This is a genomic window from Bradyrhizobium altum (genome assembly GCF_020889705.1).
In the GTDB taxonomy this organism is placed as follows: domain Bacteria; phylum Pseudomonadota; class Alphaproteobacteria; order Rhizobiales; family Xanthobacteraceae; genus Bradyrhizobium; species Bradyrhizobium altum.
The window spans coordinates 1-22,167 of record NZ_JACMYP010000065.1 but is presented as its reverse complement, the minus strand read 5'-3'; the positions used below and the strand labels follow the sequence as shown (position 1 = coordinate 22,167).

Annotated in this window: 27 protein-coding genes and 2 pseudogenes; 20 read left to right on the top strand and 9 right to left on the bottom strand. The window is 61.9% G+C overall.

Annotated features, from left to right (window positions below; genetic code table 11):
• Positions 1-5 precede the first annotated feature (5 nt).
• On the bottom strand, positions 6-941 hold the full coding sequence (locus H8B02_RS18000; RefSeq protein WP_229167455.1) for a DUF3280 domain-containing protein: 936 nt from the start codon (positions 939-941) through the stop codon (positions 6-8).
• Between the two features lie 223 nt (positions 942-1,164).
• Here H8B02_RS18000 and H8B02_RS17995 point away from each other — a divergent pair, with 223 nt between their 5' ends.
• From H8B02_RS17995 to H8B02_RS17985, 3 genes are all read left to right on the top strand, one after another.
• Positions 1,165-2,574, top strand: a complete 1,410-nt coding sequence (locus tag H8B02_RS17995; RefSeq protein WP_229167454.1) for a sensor histidine kinase — start codon at positions 1,165-1,167, stop codon at positions 2,572-2,574.
• On the top strand, positions 2,571-3,233 hold the full coding sequence (locus H8B02_RS17990) for a response regulator (protein WP_229167453.1): 663 nt from the start codon (positions 2,571-2,573) through the stop codon (positions 3,231-3,233). The genes H8B02_RS17995 and H8B02_RS17990 overlap by 4 nt, the downstream gene beginning before the upstream one ends.
• A gap of 296 nt (positions 3,234-3,529) precedes the next feature.
• Complete coding sequence (locus tag H8B02_RS17985) at positions 3,530-3,790, top strand: hypothetical protein (RefSeq protein ID WP_312000999.1); 261 nt, start codon at positions 3,530-3,532, stop codon at positions 3,788-3,790.
• A 310-nt stretch (positions 3,791-4,100) separates the two neighbouring features.
• Here H8B02_RS17985 and H8B02_RS17980 read toward each other — a convergent pair whose 3' ends face one another.
• Both H8B02_RS17980 and H8B02_RS48085 read right to left on the bottom strand, forming a co-directional pair.
• Positions 4,101-4,592: a nuclear transport factor 2 family protein gene (locus H8B02_RS17980; protein WP_229167452.1), complete on the bottom strand. Its 492-nt coding sequence runs from the start codon at positions 4,590-4,592 to the stop codon at positions 4,101-4,103.
• A gap of 720 nt (positions 4,593-5,312) precedes the next feature.
• Positions 5,313-5,441: a hypothetical protein gene (locus tag H8B02_RS48085; RefSeq protein ID WP_283842206.1), complete on the bottom strand. Its 129-nt coding sequence runs from the start codon at positions 5,439-5,441 to the stop codon at positions 5,313-5,315.
• A gap of 86 nt (positions 5,442-5,527) precedes the next feature.
• Here H8B02_RS48085 and H8B02_RS17975 point away from each other — a divergent pair, with 86 nt between their 5' ends.
• From H8B02_RS17975 to H8B02_RS17940, 8 genes are all read left to right on the top strand, one after another.
• The gene (locus H8B02_RS17975) at positions 5,528-5,839 is read left to right on the top strand and encodes a hypothetical protein (RefSeq protein ID WP_229167451.1); all 312 of its coding nucleotides are present in this window, start codon (positions 5,528-5,530) and stop codon (positions 5,837-5,839) included.
• Positions 5,840-6,115: 276 nt separating this feature from the next.
• The gene (locus tag H8B02_RS17970) at positions 6,116-6,331 is read left to right on the top strand and encodes a hypothetical protein (RefSeq protein WP_229167450.1); all 216 of its coding nucleotides are present in this window, start codon (positions 6,116-6,118) and stop codon (positions 6,329-6,331) included.
• A gap of 221 nt (positions 6,332-6,552) precedes the next feature.
• Complete coding sequence (locus tag H8B02_RS17965) at positions 6,553-6,903, top strand: hypothetical protein (protein WP_229167449.1); 351 nt, start codon at positions 6,553-6,555, stop codon at positions 6,901-6,903.
• A gap of 1,181 nt (positions 6,904-8,084) precedes the next feature.
• Positions 8,085-8,723 (top strand): HAD family hydrolase, encoded by a 639-nt coding sequence (locus H8B02_RS17960; protein ID WP_229167448.1) that lies wholly within the window; start codon positions 8,085-8,087, stop codon positions 8,721-8,723.
• Positions 8,724-8,736: 13 nt separating this feature from the next.
• The gene (locus tag H8B02_RS17955) at positions 8,737-9,948 is read left to right on the top strand and encodes a molybdopterin molybdotransferase MoeA (RefSeq protein WP_229167447.1); all 1,212 of its coding nucleotides are present in this window, start codon (positions 8,737-8,739) and stop codon (positions 9,946-9,948) included.
• Positions 9,949-10,191: 243 nt separating this feature from the next.
• A complete protein-coding gene (lexA, locus tag H8B02_RS17950) occupies positions 10,192-10,896 on the top strand; it encodes a transcriptional repressor LexA (protein ID WP_021079225.1) in 705 nt (234 codons plus the stop codon).
• 254 nt (positions 10,897-11,150) lie between these two features.
• On the top strand, positions 11,151-11,579 hold the full coding sequence (locus H8B02_RS17945) for a hypothetical protein (RefSeq protein ID WP_229167446.1): 429 nt from the start codon (positions 11,151-11,153) through the stop codon (positions 11,577-11,579).
• 145 nt (positions 11,580-11,724) lie between these two features.
• The gene (locus H8B02_RS17940; RefSeq protein ID WP_092114591.1) at positions 11,725-11,952 is read left to right on the top strand and encodes a hypothetical protein; all 228 of its coding nucleotides are present in this window, start codon (positions 11,725-11,727) and stop codon (positions 11,950-11,952) included.
• Here H8B02_RS17940 and H8B02_RS17935 read toward each other — a convergent pair.
• The 3 genes and pseudogenes from H8B02_RS17935 to H8B02_RS17925 all read right to left on the bottom strand — a co-directional run.
• Positions 11,949-13,028: pseudogene (locus tag H8B02_RS17935) on the bottom strand (ComEC/Rec2 family competence protein); the annotation flags it as partial. The gene H8B02_RS17940 and the pseudogene H8B02_RS17935 overlap by 4 nt on opposite strands.
• A 32-nt stretch (positions 13,029-13,060) precedes the next feature.
• Entirely contained in the window at positions 13,061-14,002 is a 942-nt protein-coding gene (locus H8B02_RS17930; protein ID WP_229167445.1) for a tyrosine-type recombinase/integrase, read from the bottom strand.
• Positions 14,003-14,653: 651 nt separating this feature from the next.
• Positions 14,654-15,196: a hypothetical protein gene (locus H8B02_RS17925; RefSeq protein ID WP_229167444.1), complete on the bottom strand. Its 543-nt coding sequence runs from the start codon at positions 15,194-15,196 to the stop codon at positions 14,654-14,656.
• Between the two features lie 365 nt (positions 15,197-15,561).
• On the opposite strand from H8B02_RS17925, the gene H8B02_RS17920 reads away from it, so the two are divergent.
• The 5 genes from H8B02_RS17920 to H8B02_RS17900 all read left to right on the top strand — a co-directional run bounded on the left by H8B02_RS17920 (position 15,562) and on the right by H8B02_RS17900 (position 17,179).
• A complete protein-coding gene (locus H8B02_RS17920) occupies positions 15,562-15,756 on the top strand; it encodes a hypothetical protein (RefSeq protein WP_229167443.1) in 195 nt (64 codons plus the stop codon).
• Positions 15,757-15,811: 55 nt separating this feature from the next.
• Entirely contained in the window at positions 15,812-16,069 is a 258-nt protein-coding gene (locus H8B02_RS17915) for a hypothetical protein (protein ID WP_229167442.1), read from the top strand.
• A gap of 290 nt (positions 16,070-16,359) precedes the next feature.
• Positions 16,360-16,620, top strand: a complete 261-nt coding sequence (locus tag H8B02_RS17910; RefSeq protein ID WP_229167441.1) for a hypothetical protein — start codon at positions 16,360-16,362, stop codon at positions 16,618-16,620.
• Complete coding sequence (locus H8B02_RS17905) at positions 16,617-16,856, top strand: hypothetical protein (RefSeq protein ID WP_229167440.1); 240 nt, start codon at positions 16,617-16,619, stop codon at positions 16,854-16,856. Before H8B02_RS17910 ends, H8B02_RS17905 begins: the two co-directional genes overlap by 4 nt.
• A 14-nt stretch (positions 16,857-16,870) precedes the next feature.
• A complete protein-coding gene (locus H8B02_RS17900) occupies positions 16,871-17,179 on the top strand; it encodes a hypothetical protein (RefSeq protein ID WP_229167439.1) in 309 nt (102 codons plus the stop codon).
• A gap of 1 nt (position 17,180) precedes the next feature.
• Here the strand turns inward: H8B02_RS17900 and H8B02_RS17895 are convergent, their stop codons facing one another.
• A complete protein-coding gene (locus tag H8B02_RS17895) occupies positions 17,181-18,074 on the bottom strand; it encodes a hypothetical protein (RefSeq protein ID WP_229167438.1) in 894 nt (297 codons plus the stop codon).
• A gap of 130 nt (positions 18,075-18,204) precedes the next feature.
• On the opposite strand from H8B02_RS17895, the gene H8B02_RS17890 reads away from it, so the two are divergent.
• The 3 genes from H8B02_RS17890 (at position 18,205) to H8B02_RS17880 (ending at position 19,533) form a co-directional block, all read left to right on the top strand.
• Positions 18,205-18,411, top strand: coding sequence for a hypothetical protein (locus H8B02_RS17890; RefSeq protein WP_229167437.1), 207 nt, complete (start codon positions 18,205-18,207; stop codon positions 18,409-18,411).
• Between the two features lie 671 nt (positions 18,412-19,082).
• Entirely contained in the window at positions 19,083-19,310 is a 228-nt protein-coding gene (locus H8B02_RS17885; RefSeq protein ID WP_229167436.1) for a hypothetical protein, read from the top strand.
• A gap of 22 nt (positions 19,311-19,332) precedes the next feature.
• Positions 19,333-19,533, top strand: coding sequence for a hypothetical protein (locus H8B02_RS17880; RefSeq protein WP_229167435.1), 201 nt, complete (start codon positions 19,333-19,335; stop codon positions 19,531-19,533).
• A gap of 439 nt (positions 19,534-19,972) precedes the next feature.
• Here H8B02_RS17880 and H8B02_RS17875 read toward each other — a convergent pair whose 3' ends face one another.
• Positions 19,973-20,194, bottom strand: coding sequence for a hypothetical protein (locus tag H8B02_RS17875; RefSeq protein ID WP_229167434.1), 222 nt, complete (start codon positions 20,192-20,194; stop codon positions 19,973-19,975).
• Between the two features lie 507 nt (positions 20,195-20,701).
• Positions 20,702-21,133 (bottom strand): hypothetical protein, encoded by a 432-nt coding sequence (locus H8B02_RS17870; RefSeq protein ID WP_229167433.1) that lies wholly within the window; start codon positions 21,131-21,133, stop codon positions 20,702-20,704.
• A gap of 446 nt (positions 21,134-21,579) precedes the next feature.
• On the opposite strand from H8B02_RS17870, the pseudogene H8B02_RS17865 reads away from it, so the two are divergent.
• Positions 21,580-21,984 (top strand): annotated as a pseudogene (locus tag H8B02_RS17865) (hypothetical protein).
• Positions 21,985-22,167 lie beyond the last annotated feature (183 nt).

Sequence of the window (22,167 nt, the reverse complement as noted above, 5' to 3'; positions counted from 1 at the left end):
GATCGCTATTGCTGCGCCCCGCCCTCTAGCAGGCGGTCGCCGACCAGGTGAACCGCGCCGCGGGTCCAGGAATAATCGGCGCCCATCCGCAAGCCGCTGTCGCCGCGTGAGACGACCGCGCCGCTGCGGGCGTCGCGCACCTGGAAGCCGACCGTGTACTCGGTCCGGCTGACCCGCCTGATCACGCCGATCAGCGATTGATCGGCGCCGAGCTTCTGCGCGATCGCCGCCTCGCAGCCGTCACAGTCGCGCAGCGCCCGCGCCTTGACGGGCTCAGCAACTGCGCCGCCGGTATCGACCAGGCGGTAGCGGCCCGATTGCGCAAGCCGGTCGCGCACGCCCTGGGTGACATCGGCCAGCGTGGCAGCATCGGAGCCGGCAAGGCCGGACGACGGTGCAGCGGAATTGTCCTCGAGCTCGAACTCGAACACCGCAAGCCCGATCGGCGCCACGGCGGCGGCCGGTGCCGTCGGCAGCGCAGCGGCAAGAACGGCGCGCACCTCGCGCGACACGAACATCCGCGCATGGTCCCATGCCTCGTCATTGTCGCCGCGAAACGTGTAGAGCTTTTCGTACAGAACACGGCTCGCGCCGACATCGATGACGGCCACCTTGGCCCACTGCACCAGCGTGCTCATCTTCTGCACGCCGCCGACCACCTTGATCTGGGCCTCGCCTGTGGGCGCCGCTGACGGCACCAGGCGATAGCGCGGCTCGGCGGCGACATCGGCGCGCAGTGCAGCCATGAACGCATCCAGCCGCTTCTGATGCACGGCGGTCTGGTCGATCACCTCGCCCGAGGTGTCGACATAGCTGAAATCATCGATGCTGACGCCAAGCGGGGAAGCCGCGGCGGCGCCGGTCTCGGCGCGCAGCGGACAGGATCCGGCCAGAATGCCGATCAACGCGAGGGCGTGCACGACAAGACGAGACTGGCGCATGATCGAGGCCTTTCAGGTGCTGATGCGGGGTCGATCGCAGCCTAGACCGGCGGCCGCCGCGCCGCAGCGGAGCGCCTCCCGGCCGCTGCCGGGAAAATTTCACGACGGTGGTCCGCACTCAAGGCGACGCTTCTCGACGCCTTCGTTCTGCCGTTTAATAGGCGTGACGGCCGTGCCCGCGAACGGGCGCCGAAGGTCGTCTGCGACCTCTGAGGATACGCCGATGCGGAATTGGTCCGGAAGCGATCTGAAGCAGCGGCTGACGTTGCGTGTGGCTGCGGTATCGATGCTCTGCTTTGCAGCGATCTCCGGCTACTTCCTGATCGAGGCCGACCGCTCGGTGCGCGCCAGGATCGCTGCCGTCGCCGATGTCGCCGCCAGGACACTGGAGCTGCGGCAGAGCAAGATCCAGTGGCTGAACAATCCACGCTCCGATTTCCCCGATCTCGACAGCGTTGCCGCCTCGGTCATGGCGCCCGGCCTCTGCCTCGCGTTTCGCAGCAATAGCGGCGAGATCAGCCAGCGCTTCTGCGGCGGCACGCAGGCCGATACGGCCGCGCCGCCGCAGGCCTTTGCGACGCTCTATCGCCGCCTGTTTGATCCCGGCCGGGAGACCGTGCGCCCGGTGATTGCGCGCGGCCAGGCGATCGGCGAGGCCGTGGTCTGGGTCGATCCGGCCGTGCTGACGACTGAGGCCTGGCACGATGCCGGCCGGCTGATGGCGGTGCTCATGATCGCGCTGCCGCTGCTCTGCGCGCTGGTCTATGCGGCGCTGTCGCGTGCGCTGCGTCCGACACGGCTGATCCGCGACGGGCTTGAGCGGATCGCCGCAGGCGACCTCGCCGCGCGCCTGCCGCCGTTCGATCTCGCCGAATTGTCGGCAATCGGCGACGTCTTCAACCATCTCGCCGAGCGTCTCGCCACTGCGCTCTCCGACCGCAACGCGCTGACGCAGAAACTGATCGTGGTGCAGGACGAGGAACGCCGGCATTTGGCGCGCGAGCTGCATGACGAGTTCGGGCAATCGCTGGCCGCGATCCGCGCGCTCGCCGCCTCGGCGCGCCTGACCGCGGTGCAGGATTGCCCGCCCCTGCTCGCCGAATGCGACGGCATCGCGCGGACCGCGACCGACATGATGGAGACGTTGCGCGGCGCCCTCTTCAGGTTGCGCCCGCCCGATGTCGACGAACTCGGCCTTGCGGCCAGCCTGGAGGGCCTGATCGCGGGCTGGAACGGCCGCAGCCGGGGACAGCCGCGGTTCGAGATCGCCATAGCGGGATCGTTCGAGCGCATCCCCGCCTCCGTCAGCGCCAATCTCTACCGCATCGTGCAGGAGGCACTCACCAACGCAGCCAAGCACGCCGGCGCCACGCGCGTCATGCTGCGGCTTGAGATGCGCGAGACGGCTCCGGCCGGCGGCAGCAACGAAATCGCGCTGGCGATCGACGATGATGGCGGGCCGGGTGATCCCCAGTTCAGGTCCGGCATGGGCCTGCTCGGCATGCGCGAGCGGGTCGCCGCGCTCGGCGGGCGGCTGAGCTTCGAGGCCGGACAGTCTAACGGCTCTTCGCTCCGTGTGATCGTTCCCGTCGCGGCCAACCGAGAGGCCGCATTTGTGGAGCGCGCGGCATGAGCAATACGGCGCGAACCATCATGCTGGTCGACGACCACGCCGTCGTCCGGGAGGGCTACCGGGCGATGCTGCAGAAGCAGCCGGGGCTCTCGGTCGTCGCCGAAGCGTCCGACGGCGTCGAGGCCTACCGCCTTTACAAGGAGACCGGGCCCGACCTCGTCATCATGGACCTGTCGATGCCCGGCATCGGCGGCATCGAGGCTATCCGGCGTCTCAGGCAGTGGGACAAGCGCGCAAAGATACTGGTGTTCACCATGCACCAGAACGCAGCGTTTGCCGTGCAGGCGATCCGCGCCGGCGCGAGCGGCTACGTCACCAAGACCAGCCCGCCGGAGACGCTGGTGCATGCCGTGATGGACGCGCTGTCGGGCAAGATCGCGATCAGTCCGGATATCGACCACGAACTCGCGCTCAGCCACCTCGCCGGCGAGAGCGCCGCCGCCGATCTGCTGACCGCGCGGGAATTCGAGGTGCTGCGCATGCTGCTCGCGGAGAAGACCACCGACGAGATCGCCGAGGCGCTGCATCTCAGCCCCAAGACGGTCGCGAACCTGCATTCCCTGATCAAGGACAAGCTCGGCGTCGGCACGGATATCGAGTTGGTCCGCCTCGCGCTGCGGCAGGGCATCCTGACGCAGGTCGACCTGGGCGAACGGTGAGCGGGCGGCGGCGCCGGCTAGGGCCCGTGCTCGATGTCCCCCCGCTTTCCCAAGCCGTTCATCAATATTAAATTTCGCGGAACCGTTCCGCCGACGGCGGGTCGGGGGAAACTATGGCTGGATTCTTGGTTGAAGTTCCGGGAACAACGGAGGCTTCGGAAATGAAAAAAGCAGCATTGACGTTAGTGACCGCTGCCACCATCGGTGTCGCTGCCTTGGTGGCTCCATCACCAGCCCAAGCGTGGCGTGGTGGTGGCTGGGGTGCTGGACTCGCGGCCGGACTAATCGGAGCGGCAGTGGTTGGTGGCATAGCCTCGAGCGCCTACGCCTATGGCCCAGGCTACGGCTACTACGGCGGACCGGGTTATGGCTATTACGGAGGTTACGCCCCCGCGTATTACGGCGGCTATGCCCCGGCATACTACAACTACGGCTACGCCCCCGCATACTACGGCGGATACCGGTCCTACTATGCCGGTCCCGCGTATCGGCGCGTTATTCGCCCCGCATACGTCTACGGTCCCAGGTACTATCGCGGGTATGGCTATCGCTGGTGATCGCCAGCGGCGCCGCCGAAGTCTGGGCAACGAACGGTCGCGGGGCGGCCGCGATCTGTTTCGTGCCCGCGGGTGAGAATGTTCATAGCGAGCGGCGCGACGACCGTGAGCATTGATGTCGGCAGCAGACCAAGATCGATGGCCGGCGTGTCTCCCGTTGGCCGGCCCTCAGCCGAACAACTTCGTCGCCCTAAGGCTGATCCGGTCTTGAGGGCAGTGCGGGACTTCGCGTTAGCGATCCTTCGGCCGTCGCTTCTGACCCAGAACGGACGCCGCAGCGAGCGCTGCCTTACAAACTATGCTTCATCGATCATTCGGGTTTGAAGGCGTCCCTAACCGGATAGCCGACGTTAATAGCAATCTTCCAGAGGCCATCGACCTTATTCAGCAAATATGTCCCGCCTGACCTGTTCAGTTCGCTCCCATCCGCTTTGGAGCGCACGTACGTTCCCGCAGCTATGGCATACGTCCCGCCGAGAAGTTTCACTCCGAGGTCGATCCACTCACTCTTTGCGTATCCTTGTTGAACTGCCGCGTCACGAAACCTTGTGTACATGCTTAGCGTCCCGTCAGCCGTCGTATAAGCCATGAAGCCCTTCGGCCCAGATACCACGAAGGGCACGTTGATCAGCTTCATGACCGCATCCATGTCGCCACGGCTGTACGCCTCGAAATAGTCGTGCATCACGTTTGCGACTGCGATCCGCTCCGCAGCCGGATCGACCGCCTGTGCATGCGCCGAAAGCGGAATTAGCAAAAGGAAGAAAAATGCTGCTCTGATTGTAGCGATTAGCTTTGTCATGCTCGTAGCCTACTTTGTTGACGCCGGCCTTCGAGAGCGCTCCGGTGCGGTTTCCAATTTGCGGTTGGACGACGCAGTCAAGGCGCTCCGACAGAGCGCCAGTCCGGGCAAAGGTCCTGGGTTGAAACGCGTTGTGCGTTGCTAAGCTGAGCCGGGAGATCGGCGGCCCAAAGAAAAGGGCCTCAGCGAGGGGGTACACACGCTGAGGCCAGAGCAACTTAGTCACGCGATCCTAGACCTCGGCCCCGATAGTTTCGTCTGCCCCTTCGGAGTACCGGAGTCATACGGGTCGAAGACGTGAACCCTGTTCCTCTCATGCGTATCCCTGAGATCAGAATTTTGTCATCCTTCCTGGGGCTCGAACCAGCGTCGTCCGCCATATTTCAATGCGGGCGGCGTTGCTCATTTCCGACCTGGAACAGGAGGAGCGCACGGACGTGCTTGCGCAGTTGATATTCGTGAAAATTCCCGAGAGGGAGCCGGAACGGATAGTTACCCAAGTTAGTTGGACAGAGTGATTTCGAAGATGGAGCGTCCAACGCCGTGACCCAAAAAACCTTGCAGGCACGTTCAGAGCAGGCGCTCGTCGTCATCATTCTCAGCACCGGCGCGCTGATCGGCTATTTGGGTCTAGCGCTTTCGAGGATATGAGGGCGCACCGGGCGATCCGGGCGATCCGGGCGGCGAGGAGCGATCTGCTTCCGCCAAATCGATGAAATGTCAGCCGGGGAATTGCGGTTGGATCAGCGATAAGATCATCATTGTAACAATCAACAGCGACGGCGCGCAGCCGACCAGCGCAGCTAGCCAAAGTTCCGAGTGGCGAACGATTTCGTAGTCGTCCCGCATGAACGTCCTCCAACAAATTCTGCTATCTGCGGAAAACCATTGATTGGCCGGACGTTCCATTGGCGTTCGAGGAACGACCGCTCTCAATGAGCGTCAACCTCGGGAATCCAACCGTCACTTATGTGCGTCGCGAGCGCGCATTCGACTTCGGGCCAACGATGGAAAAGCAACCTATTCCCCGAGCGAGTCTAGCTTCCGAAATCCTTGACCTGTTGCGCTGCGAGCCGGGCTGCGCCGACGTCAGGGAAGTCAGCATTAGCCAGGTTCATGTGGTCGGCGAGGAAACGACGTGGCACGTCACGGTCGTCGACTATGGCGAGGCAGCTCAATCGATTGCCGATCATGCGGCGCATCGCATTCAAGAGCGCTTGAGCACAAAATACAGCCTACTCAACTAGACCAAAGCAGATCGGCCAGTCATGTACCGCATTTATTATCTCACTGTCTTCCCCGCCGTGACGGGCTCGGTCTTCGGCGTACTGGTCGCCCTTCAGAAGGCCGTCGGATGATGATGCGAAACACGCCAACGCGCGCTCCATCGACACGGTGACCCCCGCCCAGGCCTCCTGCTCGAATTCTCCGGCCTGAGCCCTGCTAGGAACAGCAGGGTTTGCGAGCGGTTTGTACTTTACAGGCAGCACGCAAGACATAGGTCAAGGTGGCCCGCGAGTTCGATGTACAAAGACGCGATCATGGACGAGTTGAGGCAGATTGAACTCGACGTGGTCGAAGGCGAAAGGAGACTCGCTGAGCTTGAGGCGCTCCTGATTGAATCGAAGCGGCTGAATGAAGACACCACCAAGGTTCAAGCCGAACTTGAAGTCATGCGCAGGAATCAGCTCGACCGTGAGCAGCAACGCCAGCGCCTGCTTTGGCTTCTGCATCCCTAAGGCAAGCGGCGGCCCTCATCGAGCCCTCCCCCGTCATCCTGAGAGGCTGCGAAGCTATCGGCCTCGTCATTGCGAGCGAAGCGAAGCAATCCATCGCACGGCGGCCGGGGAGAGGAACGGTCGCGCCCGCCGACCGTTTCTGAAGTGAAAGCGAGGAGCATCTAACAAGAGCTGCGGTGGTGGCAATGCCGCCACCCTCATTTGCAGGAGCCAAAATTAAGGTGAGTGAGACGCCAGGCAGGCCAACGATTATCGCCTTATGCGCCATTGCTCTTGCGATCTTTGCTGCGTGGCACTCAGGACATTTAGTCAATTCCGCGTCTGCAACGACACCGCAAGGCGGCGATTGCCGTGACTTGCTGCGGGCGTGCGAACTGAAAGACGAACTTGGCGAAGGCGAGGACAATTGCGTCAAGTTTCGCAAGTCTTGCTCGCCATCGACACCGCATCTCAATTGCGAGTGGCTGCGTGACGGCTGCATGTACAAGGACGAGCTCGGCATAGAAGGCCGAGACAATTGCCGCCGCTATCGCGAAAATTGTCATGAAGGGACCATCAAGCGAGAGCCGTGAGCGTGATGGACCGATTTTCAAGGAGAGACCCACCATGACCCCGAGAGAACGCCACGATCTGCCCTGGATTATCGCGGCCGCCATTTTTGCCTTTTCCGTAGCGATCGTGGCAGGAGGGTTGACCTACTTGCATTAGCCGGTCGGTGCCGGCTGCAAAAATAATGTCATGAGGTTCTGGGCGTGACGGCCCCGGCGCGCGTTCTCCGGGGCATGGGATTAACGCGCCAGAGCCGTTCCTCCCTGAAGCGCTCCCATCAGGAGCGCAATTCCACTGTACCGGAAAAACTGGAATCCGGCGGTATGATCCCGGAGTAACCCGTTTGGCAGCTGAAATTTCCCTGTGCACTTTTGCCGAAAGCTCCTGAAGACAGACCGTCGTGATCTGAATGGAGTCAACACTGCCATCGAGGGTTACACATCCCGACTGGAAACCGCCTTGAGGACTGCGACAAAACAACCCGACGGGCAACTCAGTAAAACGCGTCAAGCCTGCGCGACGAAAATATTTCGGTTTATCGGTAGGTCAACTCAGTGTATGGTTTGCCCGTCTCACCCGATCGAGGGGCGCTTCGCGGTCGTCACGAACGTGGGTCGAGATGCGGTGGACGCCGAGCGTGCGACTGACGAGAGCACGCGAGGCGGACGGTGAAATCGCGCAGGCCTGACGCCCTAGTGGCAGGTGTCCTCTCGCAGGATGCGCAAGCATCTTCGCGAAGGCGGTGACAACAAAGCCCAGTCTCGCCGGGGAGAGCACGTATAAGCCGTAACCCATCGCGCAGGGAAAGCCGGGTTGTTTCCGGTTACACCTGTGGTCCTACCCCCGTGCTTTCTACCTTTTGCACGGGGCCCATGGGTGCGATCGGCACCCGGCTTTCCCTGCGCCTTCTGTTCAAGAGAGAGGGCGGAACAGCAAAGCTCGGGCGATTCATGTCGCGAGAATGCGGATCCACGACCCACAAGCGGCGCCACACACTCGGTGTCGTCCCTGCGAAAGCAGGGACCCATGCTCCGCGGCGGGTATTGTAGGCGGCACTCGTCGTTCCAACGACGCACAACAATGACCATTGGTGGTTATGGGTCCCTGCTTTCGCAGGGACGACAGCGCGTTCCTCGTCGCATGCCTGCCGCACAAATCGGGGACATTGCCGCCCGCCCGCAATTCTCGTACACGGTTTCACGCAATGACCTCACAACTCTCTCCCGATTCCGTCGACGTGCTGCTGTTCGATATCGGCCGCGTCGTGCTCGACATCAACTTCGAGACGGTGATGGCGCACTGGGCGCGGCATGCCGGTTGCGCGCCGGCCGACCTCGCCACGCGATTTGTCGTCGACGACAGCTTCAAGCATCACGAGATCGGCCGGATCGACGACGCGGCGTTCTTCGCAAACCTGCGCCGGACGCTCGGCGTCAACCTCACCGATGCACAGTTCCTCGAAGGCTGGAATGCGATCTTCACCGGCGAGATGCCGGGGATTGCCCCCCTGCTCGCGACCGCCGCCGCGCGGATGCCGCTCTACGCTTTCTCCAACACCAATCCGGCCCACGTCGCGCATTTCTCGGTCATCCACGCCGAGCTGCTCAGCCATTTCCGCACCGTCTTCCTGTCCTCGACGATCGGCTTTCGGAAACCCGACGCCGAGGCCTACGATCATGTGGTAAAAGCCATCGGCGTGCCGGCGTCGCGGATCCTGTTCTTCGACGACCTGGCCGCCAACATCGAAGGCGCGCGGGCGCGTGGCCTTCATGCCATCCACGTGACATCGACGGATGACGTGGCGAGGGCTCTGACTGCACTTGGTATTGAACATTTGGATTGAAGGAGCTCCGAGCGTGGCCCTGATGCCGGTTGCCGATGCCCTGTCCGCCGTCCTCGCCGGCGCCGAACCACTGCCGGAGGAGATGGTCGCGCTCGACGCCGCCTACCACCGCACCCTGGCGCGCGACCTCGCCGCGCTCCGTACCCAGCCACCGCAGCCGATGTCGGCGATGGACGGCTATGCCGTGCGCGCGGCCGACGCTGGTGATCTGAAGGCCCGGCTCAGAGTGATCGGCGAAGTCGCCGCCGGCCGGCCGTTCGAGCGGATGGTCGGCGCCGGCGAAGCGGTGCGAATTTTTACCGGCGGCGTGATCCCTAATGGCGCCGACGCCGTCATCATCCAGGAAGACACCGCCGTCGACGGCGACCACATCACGATCACCGAGGCCGCAACCGCCGGACGGCACATCCGCCCGGCCGGCGTCGACTTCCGTGAAGGCGACGTGCTGCTCGCCGCCGGCAGCCGCCTCTCCGATCGCGCGCTGTCGCTTGCGGCCGCCATGAACTATCCAGACCTCGCGGTGCACCGCCGTCCGAGGGTCGCGGTGCTGGCGACCGGCGACGAGCTGGTGATGCCGGGATCACAGCCCGGCCCCGGCCAGATCGTCTATTCCAACGGCTATGCGCTGCGGGCGCTGGCGCGCGCCGAAGGCGCCGAGACCGTCGATCTCGGGGTTGCCGCCGACACGGTGGAAGCGACCACCGCCGGCATCCGCCGGGCGCGCGAGACCGGTGCCGACATCCTGATCACGACCGGCGGCGCCTCGGTCGGCGACCACGATCTGGTCAAGCAGTCGCTGGAGGCCGAGGGCGTTCAGATGGCGTTCTGGCGGATCGCGATGCGGCCCGGCAAGCCGATGATGCATGGCCGGCTCGGCGCAATGCGGGTGATCGGCCTGCCCGGCAATCCGGTGTCCTCCTATGTCTGCGCCTTCCTGTTTCTGGTGCCGTTGATTCGGGCGCTGAGCGGCCGAAAAGCTGTCCATCATGTCCGCTCGAGCGCCCTGCTCGGCCGCGACCTCGCCGCCAACGACCAGCGCGAGGACTATCTGCGTGCGCGCCTCGAGGCGCGCGAGGACGGCACGCTGATCGCAACGCCTGTGATGCAACAGGACTCGTCGCTGCTCGGGAATCTCGCTGCGGCACGGGCACTTCTCGTGCGTCCACCGTTTGCGCCTGCCGCCGGCAAAGGCAGCGAATGCGAGATCCTGACGCTGCCCGAGTGACGGCGCAGACCGCATCGCTTGAGCGCTCGCTGGATGCGTTCACCGGAAATTAAGTGGTTGCGGAACACATATCGAACATATAGTGTCCGTTCATGATTTGTTTCGAGTACTGGTGTGTACAAATGGGAAGCCGCGAGGGAGCGCTTGTCACGAGCACCGTGCTCCTGAGGTTAGGCTCCGCTTGCAAGCCCACCTGAAGAGTCTCGGAATCGAACGACGCTACCAACCGGGGGAATACTCGAGATGCTCACGCGCAAACAGTACGAACTTCTGCGTTTCATCAATGAACGCCTGAAAGAGGCCGGCGTACCGCCCTCGTTCGACGAGATGAAGGATGCGCTCGACCTGCGCTCGAAGTCCGGAATCCACCGCCTGATCACTGCGCTGGAGGAGCGCGGCTTCATCCGCCGCCTGCCCAACCGCGCCCGCGCCATCGAAGTCATCAAGCTGCCCGAACTCTCGGCCGGCGGCGGCAACGGTCGCCGCGGCTTCACCCCGAGCGTCATCGAAGGCACCCTCGGCAAGCGCACCAGCACGCCGCCGATCGCCGAGGACGACGGCAACCGTCCGGTCGCGGTCCCCGTGATGGGCCGGATCGCCGCCGGTACGCCGATCGAGGCGCTGCAGACCCGCAGCCACACCATCAGCGTACCGCCCGACATGCTCGGCGCCGGCGAGCACTATGCGCTGGAAGTGCGCGGCGACTCGATGGTCGATGCCGGCATCCTCGACGGCGACATGGCGCTGATCCAGCGCAACGACGTCGCCAACACCGGCGACATCGTGGTGGCGCTGATCGACGAGGAGGAAGCCACCCTGAAGCGCTTCCGCCGCCGCGGCGCGTCGATCGCGCTGGAGCCGGCCAACACCGCCTATGAAGTGCGCATCCTGCCACCGAACCGGGTCCGCATCCAGGGCAAGCTGATCGGCCTCTATCGCAAATACTGAATTTCAAATACTTGCGGCGGCGGGGAACGAGCAACACGTCGGATCGTTCCTTGAAAGATAGCGTAACGTGCGGCCTGCCCGATGCGCCCGATACCGCTCACGCAGCGTCGCGTGTTTGTGATTGAGGCGTTCGGCGGCCAGTCGTACAATCGCCCAGAAACGAGGAGACACTCGTTCGCTATCGTCCACTCTGGTAGAGGCCCTATGCCTCAAGGAGAGGCACGGGTCGCTACCTCGATTAGAGGAGCCATCCGATGTGTGACTATAGTCTGCACGCCGTGGCGTCGCGCCCCGCCATTGTTGGAGAGACGCTGATCACCACGACTTTCCGCGGCACGTCGACCCGCGGCTTTGCTTCGGAGACCGATCCCAACGTCGCGGTCTGCATGCTGCCGGGCACCGAGCTCGCTTTCGCCGAGAACGTTCGCTACGACAGCCGCTGGATCTGGACCAAGACGATGAACTTCCGCGTCGGCGTGTTCAACGAAGTCGAGCCCGACGTTCCCGATCGCCATCATGACGCGGTCGAATTCCCCGACGGCAGCCATGTGCTGGTGACCCAACTGGTCGAGGGACAACGCGTCAGCGTGCTGCAATTGCCGGCACTGCATCCGCCGGTCGAGCAGAAGCCGAAGGTTGTGGAGCGACGGCCCTCCGCATTTGCGTCGCTGTTTTTGGGTTGAACGCATCGTCGCCGCGGAATGAGCTGTTCGGCGGCGGATGACCTAAGCGATTTCGAGCGACCCCGGACGCCGGGTTCCGGGGCGCAGCTGGAGAATTGCGTCGGCGCGCGCCTTGGCGCATCATCGGGCACGGAGGACGTGCGTGGTGGTCGACAAGGTCACATGGCAAAAGGCTGGACGCGTCACGGAGCCGGGCCGCTACATGTTCCGGTTCGGCTGGCTGACGGTGACGGCTGACGACCTGAAGGTCTGGGAGCAATTCCCCGAGGCTTCCTTCACCCTCGTCAAGAAGCCCGACGCCGGCCCTGACTCCGACGAATATCATCTCGGCCTGTTCGAGTTGCCGACCGGCCCCTCACCTGACAACGGCTAATCTTCGCTCTGCAAATCGGTCTCGGCCGGCATCGCGTCGACGGCGGGCCGCGGCGCGCTGTCGGGTGCGCGCAACGTCGTCTCAGCCTCACCGTCGCCGGGAACCGCTGGCGACCACGGCCGGTCGATCCCGCCGGGCTTGACCGCATCGATGGCGTAGCCGTCCCTGATGCGCCGCACCACCAGCGCGCCGTGGCGCCGCAACCGCTCGGCGTCGATCACCGAGGCCGCGCAGCCCCGCGGTGTCGGCCGCGCGGTTACGATCAGCGCTGCACGCTCGCAATCGTCGGCCAATGCCTCCGGCCGGCTCGCCAGCGCGACGAAGGCGCCGCCGGGACCTTGCGTCACGCAGCCGCTCGGATCGCAGGAGACGCCCTCGCCGAGCGAGGAATCCGTGGCAGTCCGCGCGTCGGCATCCGCCGCCAGCCACTCCTTGACCAGAAAGGCGTCCTTCGCGCTGTGCATCAGATGCAGCCGGCCGTCACCGCCCCGCACCGCGACGTTGCGGCCGTCGGCGGAGACCAGCACGTCCGGCTGCGGCACCCGCACCGCCCAGACCGAGGCCACCACCAGCAGCACCGCGCCCGACCAGCGCAGCGGCGTGCGCAACAGCCCGAGCAGGATAAGGCCGGCGCTTGCGACGACCATCGGCCCGACCCCGAACGCCGCCATCCGTCCGACCGCGCCCGGCAGCGCTGCGACCCATTGCGTCACCAGGATCATCCAGTCGATGCCGAACCCCATGATTGCCCAGAACACGCCGTCGAAGCCGAACGGCATGGCGAGCAGCCCGAGCAGGCCGGCCGGCATCACGACCGCCGATACCACCGGCATCGCCGCGAGGTTCGCCAGCAGCCCGTAGGGCGTCACGCGGTGGAAGTGGAACGCGGCGTAGGGCGTCGTCGCGAGCCCCGCGACCAGCGAGGCCAGCATCAGCATCGTGAGCTCACGCCCGCCCCACAGCGCAACCCGCGCGGTCGCCGAGTGATCGGGCGACGCCAACAGGTTCGGCAGTCCGATCTGCACCAGCGCCACCAGCCCGAGCGTCGCCGCAAACGACATCTGGAAGGTTAGATGCTACTTCCGATATCATTTGCATTCCCAACAAGTTAGTTGATCTTTTGCGCCTTATTCCGGGGATTTTTCCGGGACTCCGCGAGCCGCTCAACCGCTGCGGCAACATCCTCATCCAAGACATGGGCGTATCGCAGCGTGCTCTTGATGTCGCGGTGGTTCAGCGCCTTCTGCACGAGCTTGAGATTGCCGCTGTCCCGCAGAAGCTTGGTCCCGAAGTCGTGGCGGAAGTCGTGGAAGCGAAAATCCTTCACGCCCGCCCTGGTCCGCATAATCTGCCAAGCGGATTTGGCTCCGTTGTAGGACAACGGATAGCGCTGGCCCCTCACCCGGCCCAGGCGCTTGTTGCCGTAGACAGCGACATAGGTGAAGACAAACTCGGTGTGCTGCCCCTGCAGCGGAAACAGGATCTCCCGCACCGCTGGGGTTATCGGAAACACCACGCGCCGGCCGCCCTTCCCGGTTCGGACAATCTGCTTGGAGCCGAAGTTGACCTCCGACCAACGCAACGTCACGCACTCCTTCAACCGCATGCCACTGGCGCGGACGAAGTCGAAGAACGGGCCGTAGTCGTCGCGCATCGCCTCATCGATCGCGTCGGCTTCCTCGCTCTTCAATTCACGGACCCGCTCCTCTGGTTCCGGGAGGATCAGCTCATCCCATTTCGGCTCGGCCTCGAACATCGCGCCTTCAGCCTTGGCGAAGGCGAACAGCCGCTGCAGGACCTTGGTGGCCGAGCGGTTCACGGTGGCATTGGAGATTAGCGGCAATGCCTCCTCTTCCTTCTTGGTCCGCTTGCCGCGCCGCGACACCCGATGACCACGGCGCCAGGCCACAAGCTCTTTGGCCGCCTTGTGGTCGATGTCAGCCAGCGATTTGGCCTCGCCGAAATATTCGATCAGTCGCGCAAGGTTTGTTTCAGTGGCCTTCGGCTCGGCGTCGTACTGCGCCTGATCATTCCACAATCGGTCGGCCACATCGTCAATCGCGAGCGATGCTTTCGCGCGACTGGCAGCCTTTATCAGCTTCCTGGCCCGTTCCTGCTCTGCGGCCTCGAATTTGAGGGCGTCTTTGCGCGACGTGCATTTCGTTGAGCCATGAAACCGATGACCGTTGAGCTGGAAATCGAATTGGTAATACGGGGAACGCTTGTCGCGGTAGACAGACACACTTCCCTCCTGCGGCGTCTCTCCAAAAATTCTTGAATGTCTTGCTCTGTGTATCGTCGGCGCGGGCGCTTTTTGCCTCGGCCGACGTTGATGTAGCTGATCTCGCCGTCTGCCGTGAACGCGGCAAGCTGCTCGACGGTAATGCCGAGCCGCATGGCGGTATCTTTGGGCGTCAGGGGGATCACGTCAGATAGGCTCCATTGGGCGCTCGGCCGGCCAAGCCACAGCGCACGTGGTTCGCTAATTTCGCGAAACCGAGGCCCAATGAAGGGATGGATTCCGCGCTATCCCGTTGGCCACGGGGGGCAAATCAATGCATCGATGCTGACGCGCAGCCGATTCGTATTCAATGGGTCGGTATCCAGGTTTTCCGGCCCTGCACCCCGGTGAAACCTTCACGAAGTGGTGAGACGGGCAACACGCCCCGCCGGCAGCACCGGCGGGGCGAAGCATCAACCTTCAGGCCATGGTCCCCTGAAACGAGTCCTGCGTGCCTGTCTGCTCGAGCAAGCCGTCATAGTCGCCAATGCCGGACTCTGCCGGATCCTTCTCGAGATCGCGCTGCCCGCCCGCGGCCCATCGCTCCTGACTGTCATTCTGGTCAAGGCTGCCAAGGCTCGGCTCAATATCGGCCGCGTCGTGCTCGGCGTCGGGGGCTGCCAGCGCCTCGACAAAGTACTGCCGGGACGCGTGTGTCTGGTCCACCATGCGGTCGAAGGTCCCAAGGTCCATTTCCCGATCATCGCTTCCGCCGCACAAGCCGAGGCCGGGAAACGCCTCCTGGAAGCCGAGCCACGGTTCGTCGTCGTCCGGCTCCCGCTCCATGTGGTTATCAGTGTCGTCGAGAAACCGGATCAGGCGAGCTATCTCGTCCATGGCCTCGCGTCGCAGGCGCCAGATGGCCTTGAATATCTGCTCTGGGGGAATGTCGGTCGGGTGGCAAACTGGCCGTTGGTCGAGCACACGCAAAGCTGTGCTATTCTCAGAATCAACCTGAGGCATGGGTCGCTCCATGTTTTGGGCTAGGCTCGTCGCGGTGTTGACGCACCGAGGCGGGCCGCTTGTTTTTCAAGCGGAATAAGCGTAGTACGTTTTTATGAAGGCGTCAAAGAAAAACGTAGTACGGAAAAAGCCGGGGCGCCCCGCTACGGGGCAAGACCCTGTGACGTCTATTCGTCTTTCCGTCGAGCTGCGCGCTGCCGTCGACGCTTGGGCTGCCGACCAGAGCGACTCACCTGTCCGGACAGAAGCGATCCGTCGTCTGGTCGAGTTAGGTCTGAAGGCGAGGGTCAGATGAGTTGGTCGGCCGACGGGATCGAAAGCCCTCTCCGCGCGTTGACTATTGAGCCCCAAGTGGGAGGTCAATAATGATCAACCGAGAGCGGCGTACAACGACAGCTGCAGAGCGCGAGGCCCACAAGATATTCAAAGCGGTCAAGGCGAAGGAAGCCACGACCGATTACGCCAAAGAGCAAAAAGCGCTCCACGATAATCGAGAGCGCCTAAAGGCAGAACGGCTGGCGCGGGAAGCTGAAGCGGCCAACCGCACAAAAGTAGGTTGAGCGTCCATCTGGATAACCACGGAGGACCAAGTTTGGTCTCCCGGTGGAGGGCGAAATGGCCCTGCACTTCCGCCGCGTCGAAACTAGCGATCTGGAGATGTGGATCGCAAGCAGCGACGACTATTCATTCGTAATCAGCAACGAGAGCCGAAGTGGGCCTGGCTTGCATGGAGAGCCGGGCTTTGTTGCGTCGTATCGCCCCGACTTTCTGAATATGCCGGCAGCTCAGGTGTCCGGATCGCCCTTCAGCACATTCGCTGAAGCCGAGCGGGCCTGCAATGCGTTCTTGAATCGGCTGATTATCGACGGATGATAGCCACGGCGTTTACCGGCTCCCCGAAAATCCATGCCAACCCCCTTGCGCTCGCCCTCCGGTTGCGGAAACATTAGCTGGCTTAAGCTACCAGCGGGCAATGGATTGTCTCAAGTGCATAACGACGACGCGCTCGACGCAATCGTCCAGCATCTGACTCAAAGTTCAATTCGCGAAAGACTTTTGCAGGGGCGTTTCCATGCGTAAATTTGCAATCGTGATGTTGTGTTCTTCATTGGTTGGCTGCATAGCAACTTCCAGAGCAGCTCAGGCTCGCGAATTCGGCGGTTATGACTGCTCTGAAGATTGCTCTGGCCACGCAGCCGGTTACCGCTGGGCTGAAGCACATAGCATCTCTTCGGAGACAAGCTGCCCGCTCCGCGGCAACGCTGTTTCTTTCTATGAAGGTTGCCTCGTCTACGTCGAAGATCCGGATCGCGGTGCAGACCAAGACGACGACGGCGACGACATCGACAATTGAGGCGGCTGGTAGCAAAATGTTTATCCGCTGGCTGGTCGAGGCCGAGTTGAAATACAAAACAACGGCATGATGCTCGCGGTACAGATCCTATCGGGCCTGTTCGGCTTGGCTGCGGCCGTTCTATGGCTCATTGCCAGCCTGACGAAGACGCCTGAGCGCATCCCGCCAGGACCGCTCAAGGGATCGCTCTTCGACGTGTTTGACGAGATCCACGTCAGTTTGGCCAAGCAGAGCCGATACAACGCACTTGCAGCGGCATGCGCGGCCATTGCAGCCCTGCTGCAGTCGCTCCTGATACTCCTCTAACCAAGAAAGACAACATGCGCGACCCGCTGGATGACTTATTCTTCCGAACAGGCAACTTCGATCTGGACAAGCGCCTCCACCACTTGGCGGCGATGAGCGATCCCACCACCCGATATTCTGCTCCGGGACCGCTTCAAACTTGGCTGGAGGGTGTTGTTGGACACATCGAAGCTCTCCCAATTCAAATGCAGCGCGATCTTGGATTGGACGACTTTAAAATCGGCAACGATCATTTCCGGTGGAACGCTTGGCAAATCGAGCAATGGCACAAGAATAGGTGCACCTCGCTGCGAGACGGACTGCGGCGATTAGCTGTGCCGTGATCTACATGGGCACCTCGTCCCAAATGCTGCGCGTCTCAAAATCGGCCAGGGTTTTTGATCCGTCAGTGAACGCCGGCGCATCTAAAGACCGAAGCCCAAATTTGCCGACGCCGACTTTATTGGCTTCACGGTGATGCAGCCTCACGAACTCCCCCACCCGTGCTTTTAGTTGGTCGCGTCGGAGCGTGCCCTCAAGCAATGCCAGCATGATAGATTGGGCGACGTCGTCTCGCACGTCGGGAGGGAGATACGACGGCACCATAGCCACGATGGAGTGGTAGTCATTATGTTGCGATCGAGCGGCGATGACCTGAAGCTTTTGGGGTTGAAGGAGACGTCGCTGTCGCGCACGGCTACCGCTGCCGGATATCACGGAGCTAACAAAGCGGTCATAATCGGGATTCTCATCACGATACCGCTTCAACTTTCGATGAATTAGGATTGGGTGCGCCACCTTCTTTCCGTCCACAATGCCCCAGCAAATTTCTCCGATAGTTTTGCCGGCATTCAGAGCCGCGGTGACCCGCGAGACCTGATCCGCCGTCGGCAAAGGAGGATTCTTTTCGTTGATAGCCGTACAGAGCATGCACTTCCGATGGCTTCCACCGCGATCGAGGTAGACCGTCGCGTCATTTAGCGGATGGCCACGCTTGCAGTGCGTCCGATTGCGCTTGGCTTCACCTTTGCGCCAGTTCGCTGCTTTATTGTTGGTTTCTAGAAGCGGGAGCGCTACCAGCGCATATCCCGGATGAGCGTCGCAGTAAGCCTTGAATCGAGTGGATTTGACTGCAAACGGTTTTAGCGTGCTGCCGGCTCGAAAGCCCTCGAGCAAGCGTGCGGCCTTTTCGTCTGTCAGTCCCTTCCTCTGAATAACTCCCTTCGGCGAATGCCACATTGTTTCGCTCCACTTGGCCGGGATAGCGTCGGAGAGCAAAAAAGGGTGAGTCGCATCAAATATTTGGGCAGCAAGGGTGACGCTCGTCCGATGTTCTCCACTGCAAAATCGAAGCCGACATGGACGACCGATGGGTAAATTAGCCCTTGATCGCAGCCTGCGGTTGATTCAGAATCTCGGAAGTAACCGGGAGACGACGATGGCAGCCATCGGCACCGTGATTTTTCTCGCAGTAGTTGGCATTCCTACGGCGCTGTTGATTGCGGCTCGTCTTAACACGCGCGCGGCCTACCGGAAGCAAATGACAGACAACGCTATGCGCTCAATGGGCAATTAGGCCCGCGTGTGCCGCGGCGCTTGCCCATCGCCCGGTGAATTGCGGGTATTGCGGGGACATCAAGTCGGAGCAGTATTCCAACCTCGTGAGATCAGCAGAAGGCTCAAGGCCGCGTGGAGGCGCGCGCCCGATGCCGAACCGTGCCGACCAGTGGACTCAGCAGGAAGACGCAGTAATCAAGGAGTTTGCTCCAGCTGAAGCGGCGCGGAGGCTGCCAGGTCGATCATGGGGCGCTTGCAAGGCCCGGCGAAGGACGCTCGGTGCCACCACACCGAAGCGTTGGACAGCCGAAGAGGACGCGATCATAAGTGCGAACTCGATTGCCCGCGCAGTCGAGTTGCTTCCTTGGCCGAACGCAAAATGCCGTACAGGGCCGACGTAGCGCGATGGGCTTCTCCACACAGCCGCAGTGGTGGACGGCTGCGGAGGATAGGAAAATTCGTAGACACGCGGCCAAGCCAATTCGGGAATTGGCAAAGCTGTTCAAGAACCGCACGCCCGAAGCAGTGAGGGTCCGGAGAAAGGCACTAGGGTGCAACTCCTACGTAAACTCGTGGACTGGCGCCGAACTGGTCAGGCTTCGGAAAATGTGGCCTTCGTGTAAGCGCGCCGATCTGAAAGGTGCGTTTCCACGTCATTCCGAAAGCTCGATTCTTCAGCAGGCAAAACGAATGCAGTTGAAGAAGGACAAGCCATCATTGCCTGATGATCTGCGACAGCAAATCAGGCGTCGAGCCGAAGAGGACAAAATCAGCATCAAGAAGTTGAGCCGTCAGCTTGGTTGTGGCGAATACTTCGTTGGTCCTCGCCGCAAGTCCAAAGGAGATGACTTCAATAAGATCGCGCTTGCGGTCGATTTTTTTGGCGGCAAGCTCGTTATAGACTGGCAGGACGAGTGACCTTTCTCGGAAAGAAGCGCAAATGACCGATTTCTATCCCATATCGAAAAGGCTTGCAGAGTACGTCTACGAGGTGATTGCCCATCTGTCGGTTCAGACGGGCGAGGAAAGAGCCTCATTGCGCACGTTGGAGCGCCTCCAAGTCGTGCTGCAGGCAGGCTTTGAAGGCATGCGTGCCGACGACATGGCATTCGTCTTAATGCGACCAGAGCACGAGGCGTGAGGGTTCAGTCACCACACCCACGACGCTCAGTAGCCTCGCAGCGCTCCCTGTCCCAAACGTCTTTAGAATTTTGCATCTGCTCGACGACCGCGGAATCAATCGGCTATGCCCTGGCGCCGCAAGCCCGCCTACTTCCTCCGCCACTGGTCCGGTCCCGTCGATCGCGACGCGGGCTTTAAAGCCGTCCTAGTGTTCTGCCTCGGCTGCCAGCACCACAACAGTCGCTGAAGCTCGATGATCTTCCGGATTGGGACTGGCAGGACATCTCGGCGCACCTGAAATGCACCGCGTGCGGCAAGGTCGGTTGGGTCGACACTAGGCTCGATTGGGACGAAGTGGTCAACTTCGCCAAAGGCGTCTCAGCTGATTATCTTCCCGGGCGTCAAAGGAGCTGTTCGAACTGACGCGACAAACGATGCCCCGCGGACGAGCGCCATCTCTACTTGATCTCGCGCGCCATCGCTGCAAGCACCTGCTCTTTGGTTGCAACCGCATAGACATCGCGCTCGCCCGACAGCTTAACTTCATACCAGCTTAGATCACTCGCGCGCATTACGAACGTGCTGGGGGTCCGAAGTCCAAATTCGTTGCTCATTCCCTGGGGACCGCCGCGCGAGACCCTGAGAACGAAGTCCTTCCCTTCGATTGAGTTGGCCTCCAAGACACTTCCAACGAGGTGCCTGCTCTTCTCGTCGAGCGTAATAACGCTGGCCCCGGTAACTTGCCGCAACGCCAACTCAGAGACGACTAACGGCTCTACGCGATTGGGCGAAAAGCTCCGCCTCATCGCATCGTCTTGGTCGAAAGAAGGAGCGGCGGGTGCTGGTAAGCTTTGCGGAACGGATAGCTGAGGCCGCGGCGGAGCCGGCCATACAAACGAGTAGAACGCTGCTCCGCCAACAAAGACCGCGGCTGTCATGCATGACGCGACCAGGTATACCGCTAGGCGAGCAGCCGCCCAATTAAGGAGAGCCGACGGTGTAAGCGAGAACCTTGCGGCTGACAGGATCATTTCTATTCGCCTCGAAGTATCCGAAATGCGTCGATGGCGCCCATCGTTCCAAAGAGCACAAAGAAAACACAGTCTATCACCTGCATAAGCCACGTTAGAGGCACCCGGTCAAAAAGCAACGGGGCAGTTTCGGGCCATAGTTGATGCAATAGCCTTTCAACCAGGTAAACCATGAGTATTGCGACTGCGATAAGCCCGGTGTGCAACATAAGGGCAATCGCCGCCCGAAAAGAGCGCGTTGCCAAATTGACCAGGTTTGTCGAGCCCACCGCGCGAATCCGCCCCAATTCGCCATTTGGCTACACCTTCCCGCAACCAGACGTGGAATACAAGGCCAGCACAAGCCTCGTCCGGGGGTACCTCAATTGCCTCCCTCCGCTTCTTATGCACCCGCTTCGGCTTCGGCGGCACCAATGGCGGATCGAGCGCACGGCTCAGCTTGATGCTCGCCTGCAGGTGCCCGGCAAGATCCCGTTCCTCGAAGGCTTCCAGCGACCGCATCGTATCGATAAGGCCCGCCAGCGGGATGCCGTCGAAGGCCTCGATCCACGCCAGTCCCCTCGCCGGCCAATCCGGACGGCGTGACATAACCCATGAGACGGCGCTAACGACGGGCTCGATCAGGGCGGCCGGTCCATTGCTCGACTCGACTCAACAACCGCGTGCTGATGGCGGGATTGCCCCGGTCATTTCCCATTCGTTAGCCTCTTGGAATGGACCTTTTTCTCCGCCCTACCATCAAAGCCAACGCCCATGCCCATGACCGAAGCTGAGACCGCCAGACTGATGAGGGTGACCGAGGCGCTCGTCCGTGAGTTCGATCGTCAGGGCGTCGCTGATACGCTTGTGAATCTCAGGTTCGACGCGTTGGAACTGGCCAAGGTAGCGATCCGAGCTGCCGACGGAGTAGTGGTGCCATTCCGGAAGCCTTCGAACTAACTACCGGCCAATTGACCAAAGTCTCGCATTTCGAACCACGCGAGACGCCAGTCCTAGCGGCTTCTCGCCCAACACGTTTCGCGCGATCATGCGCGATGGGCTCGAAATCCCGAGAGTACATGTTCGGCGCCACCGTCAGGCATCTGGCCGAGCGAGCTGTGGAGGCGCGGCGGGATGCCGATGCGTTGGCCTGCCAGGCTTGGAACGCTCGCATGCTCGCCTTCCAGGGGCCGGCACAGCCGTCCCCCGCCCTCGGTGACGCGCTCAACGCCGGTTATCGCTACCTCGAAGTGAAGTGCCTCGGATGCGACACCCACCAGACGGTCGCACTGGACATTGTCCGACAGCCGAAATCGACGCCGATCCACGAGCTCGAGCGGTACATGCGCTGTAGGCAGTGCTCTCGATCGAATGGTAACGGAGCCATCTCGTAGCATTGCGGACGAACAAGATCTCGACCATGAACCCGCCGTCGACCTTGGTGGCCGGGAGAGCGATAGAAAACCCAAGCCTTCTTCACCCATGTTAAAGCGGAGAGCAGCTTTCGCGGCTTAGGTTGGTCGATGACCTCGCTTTACACTAAGGGGCACCTTGGCTCGGCAGAACGAACCGACTTTTGAGCCTAAACAGGCCGACATTTGGCGGGTCCTATTTTCGTTTGGGGTGACCGCAGCCGTGGGGGC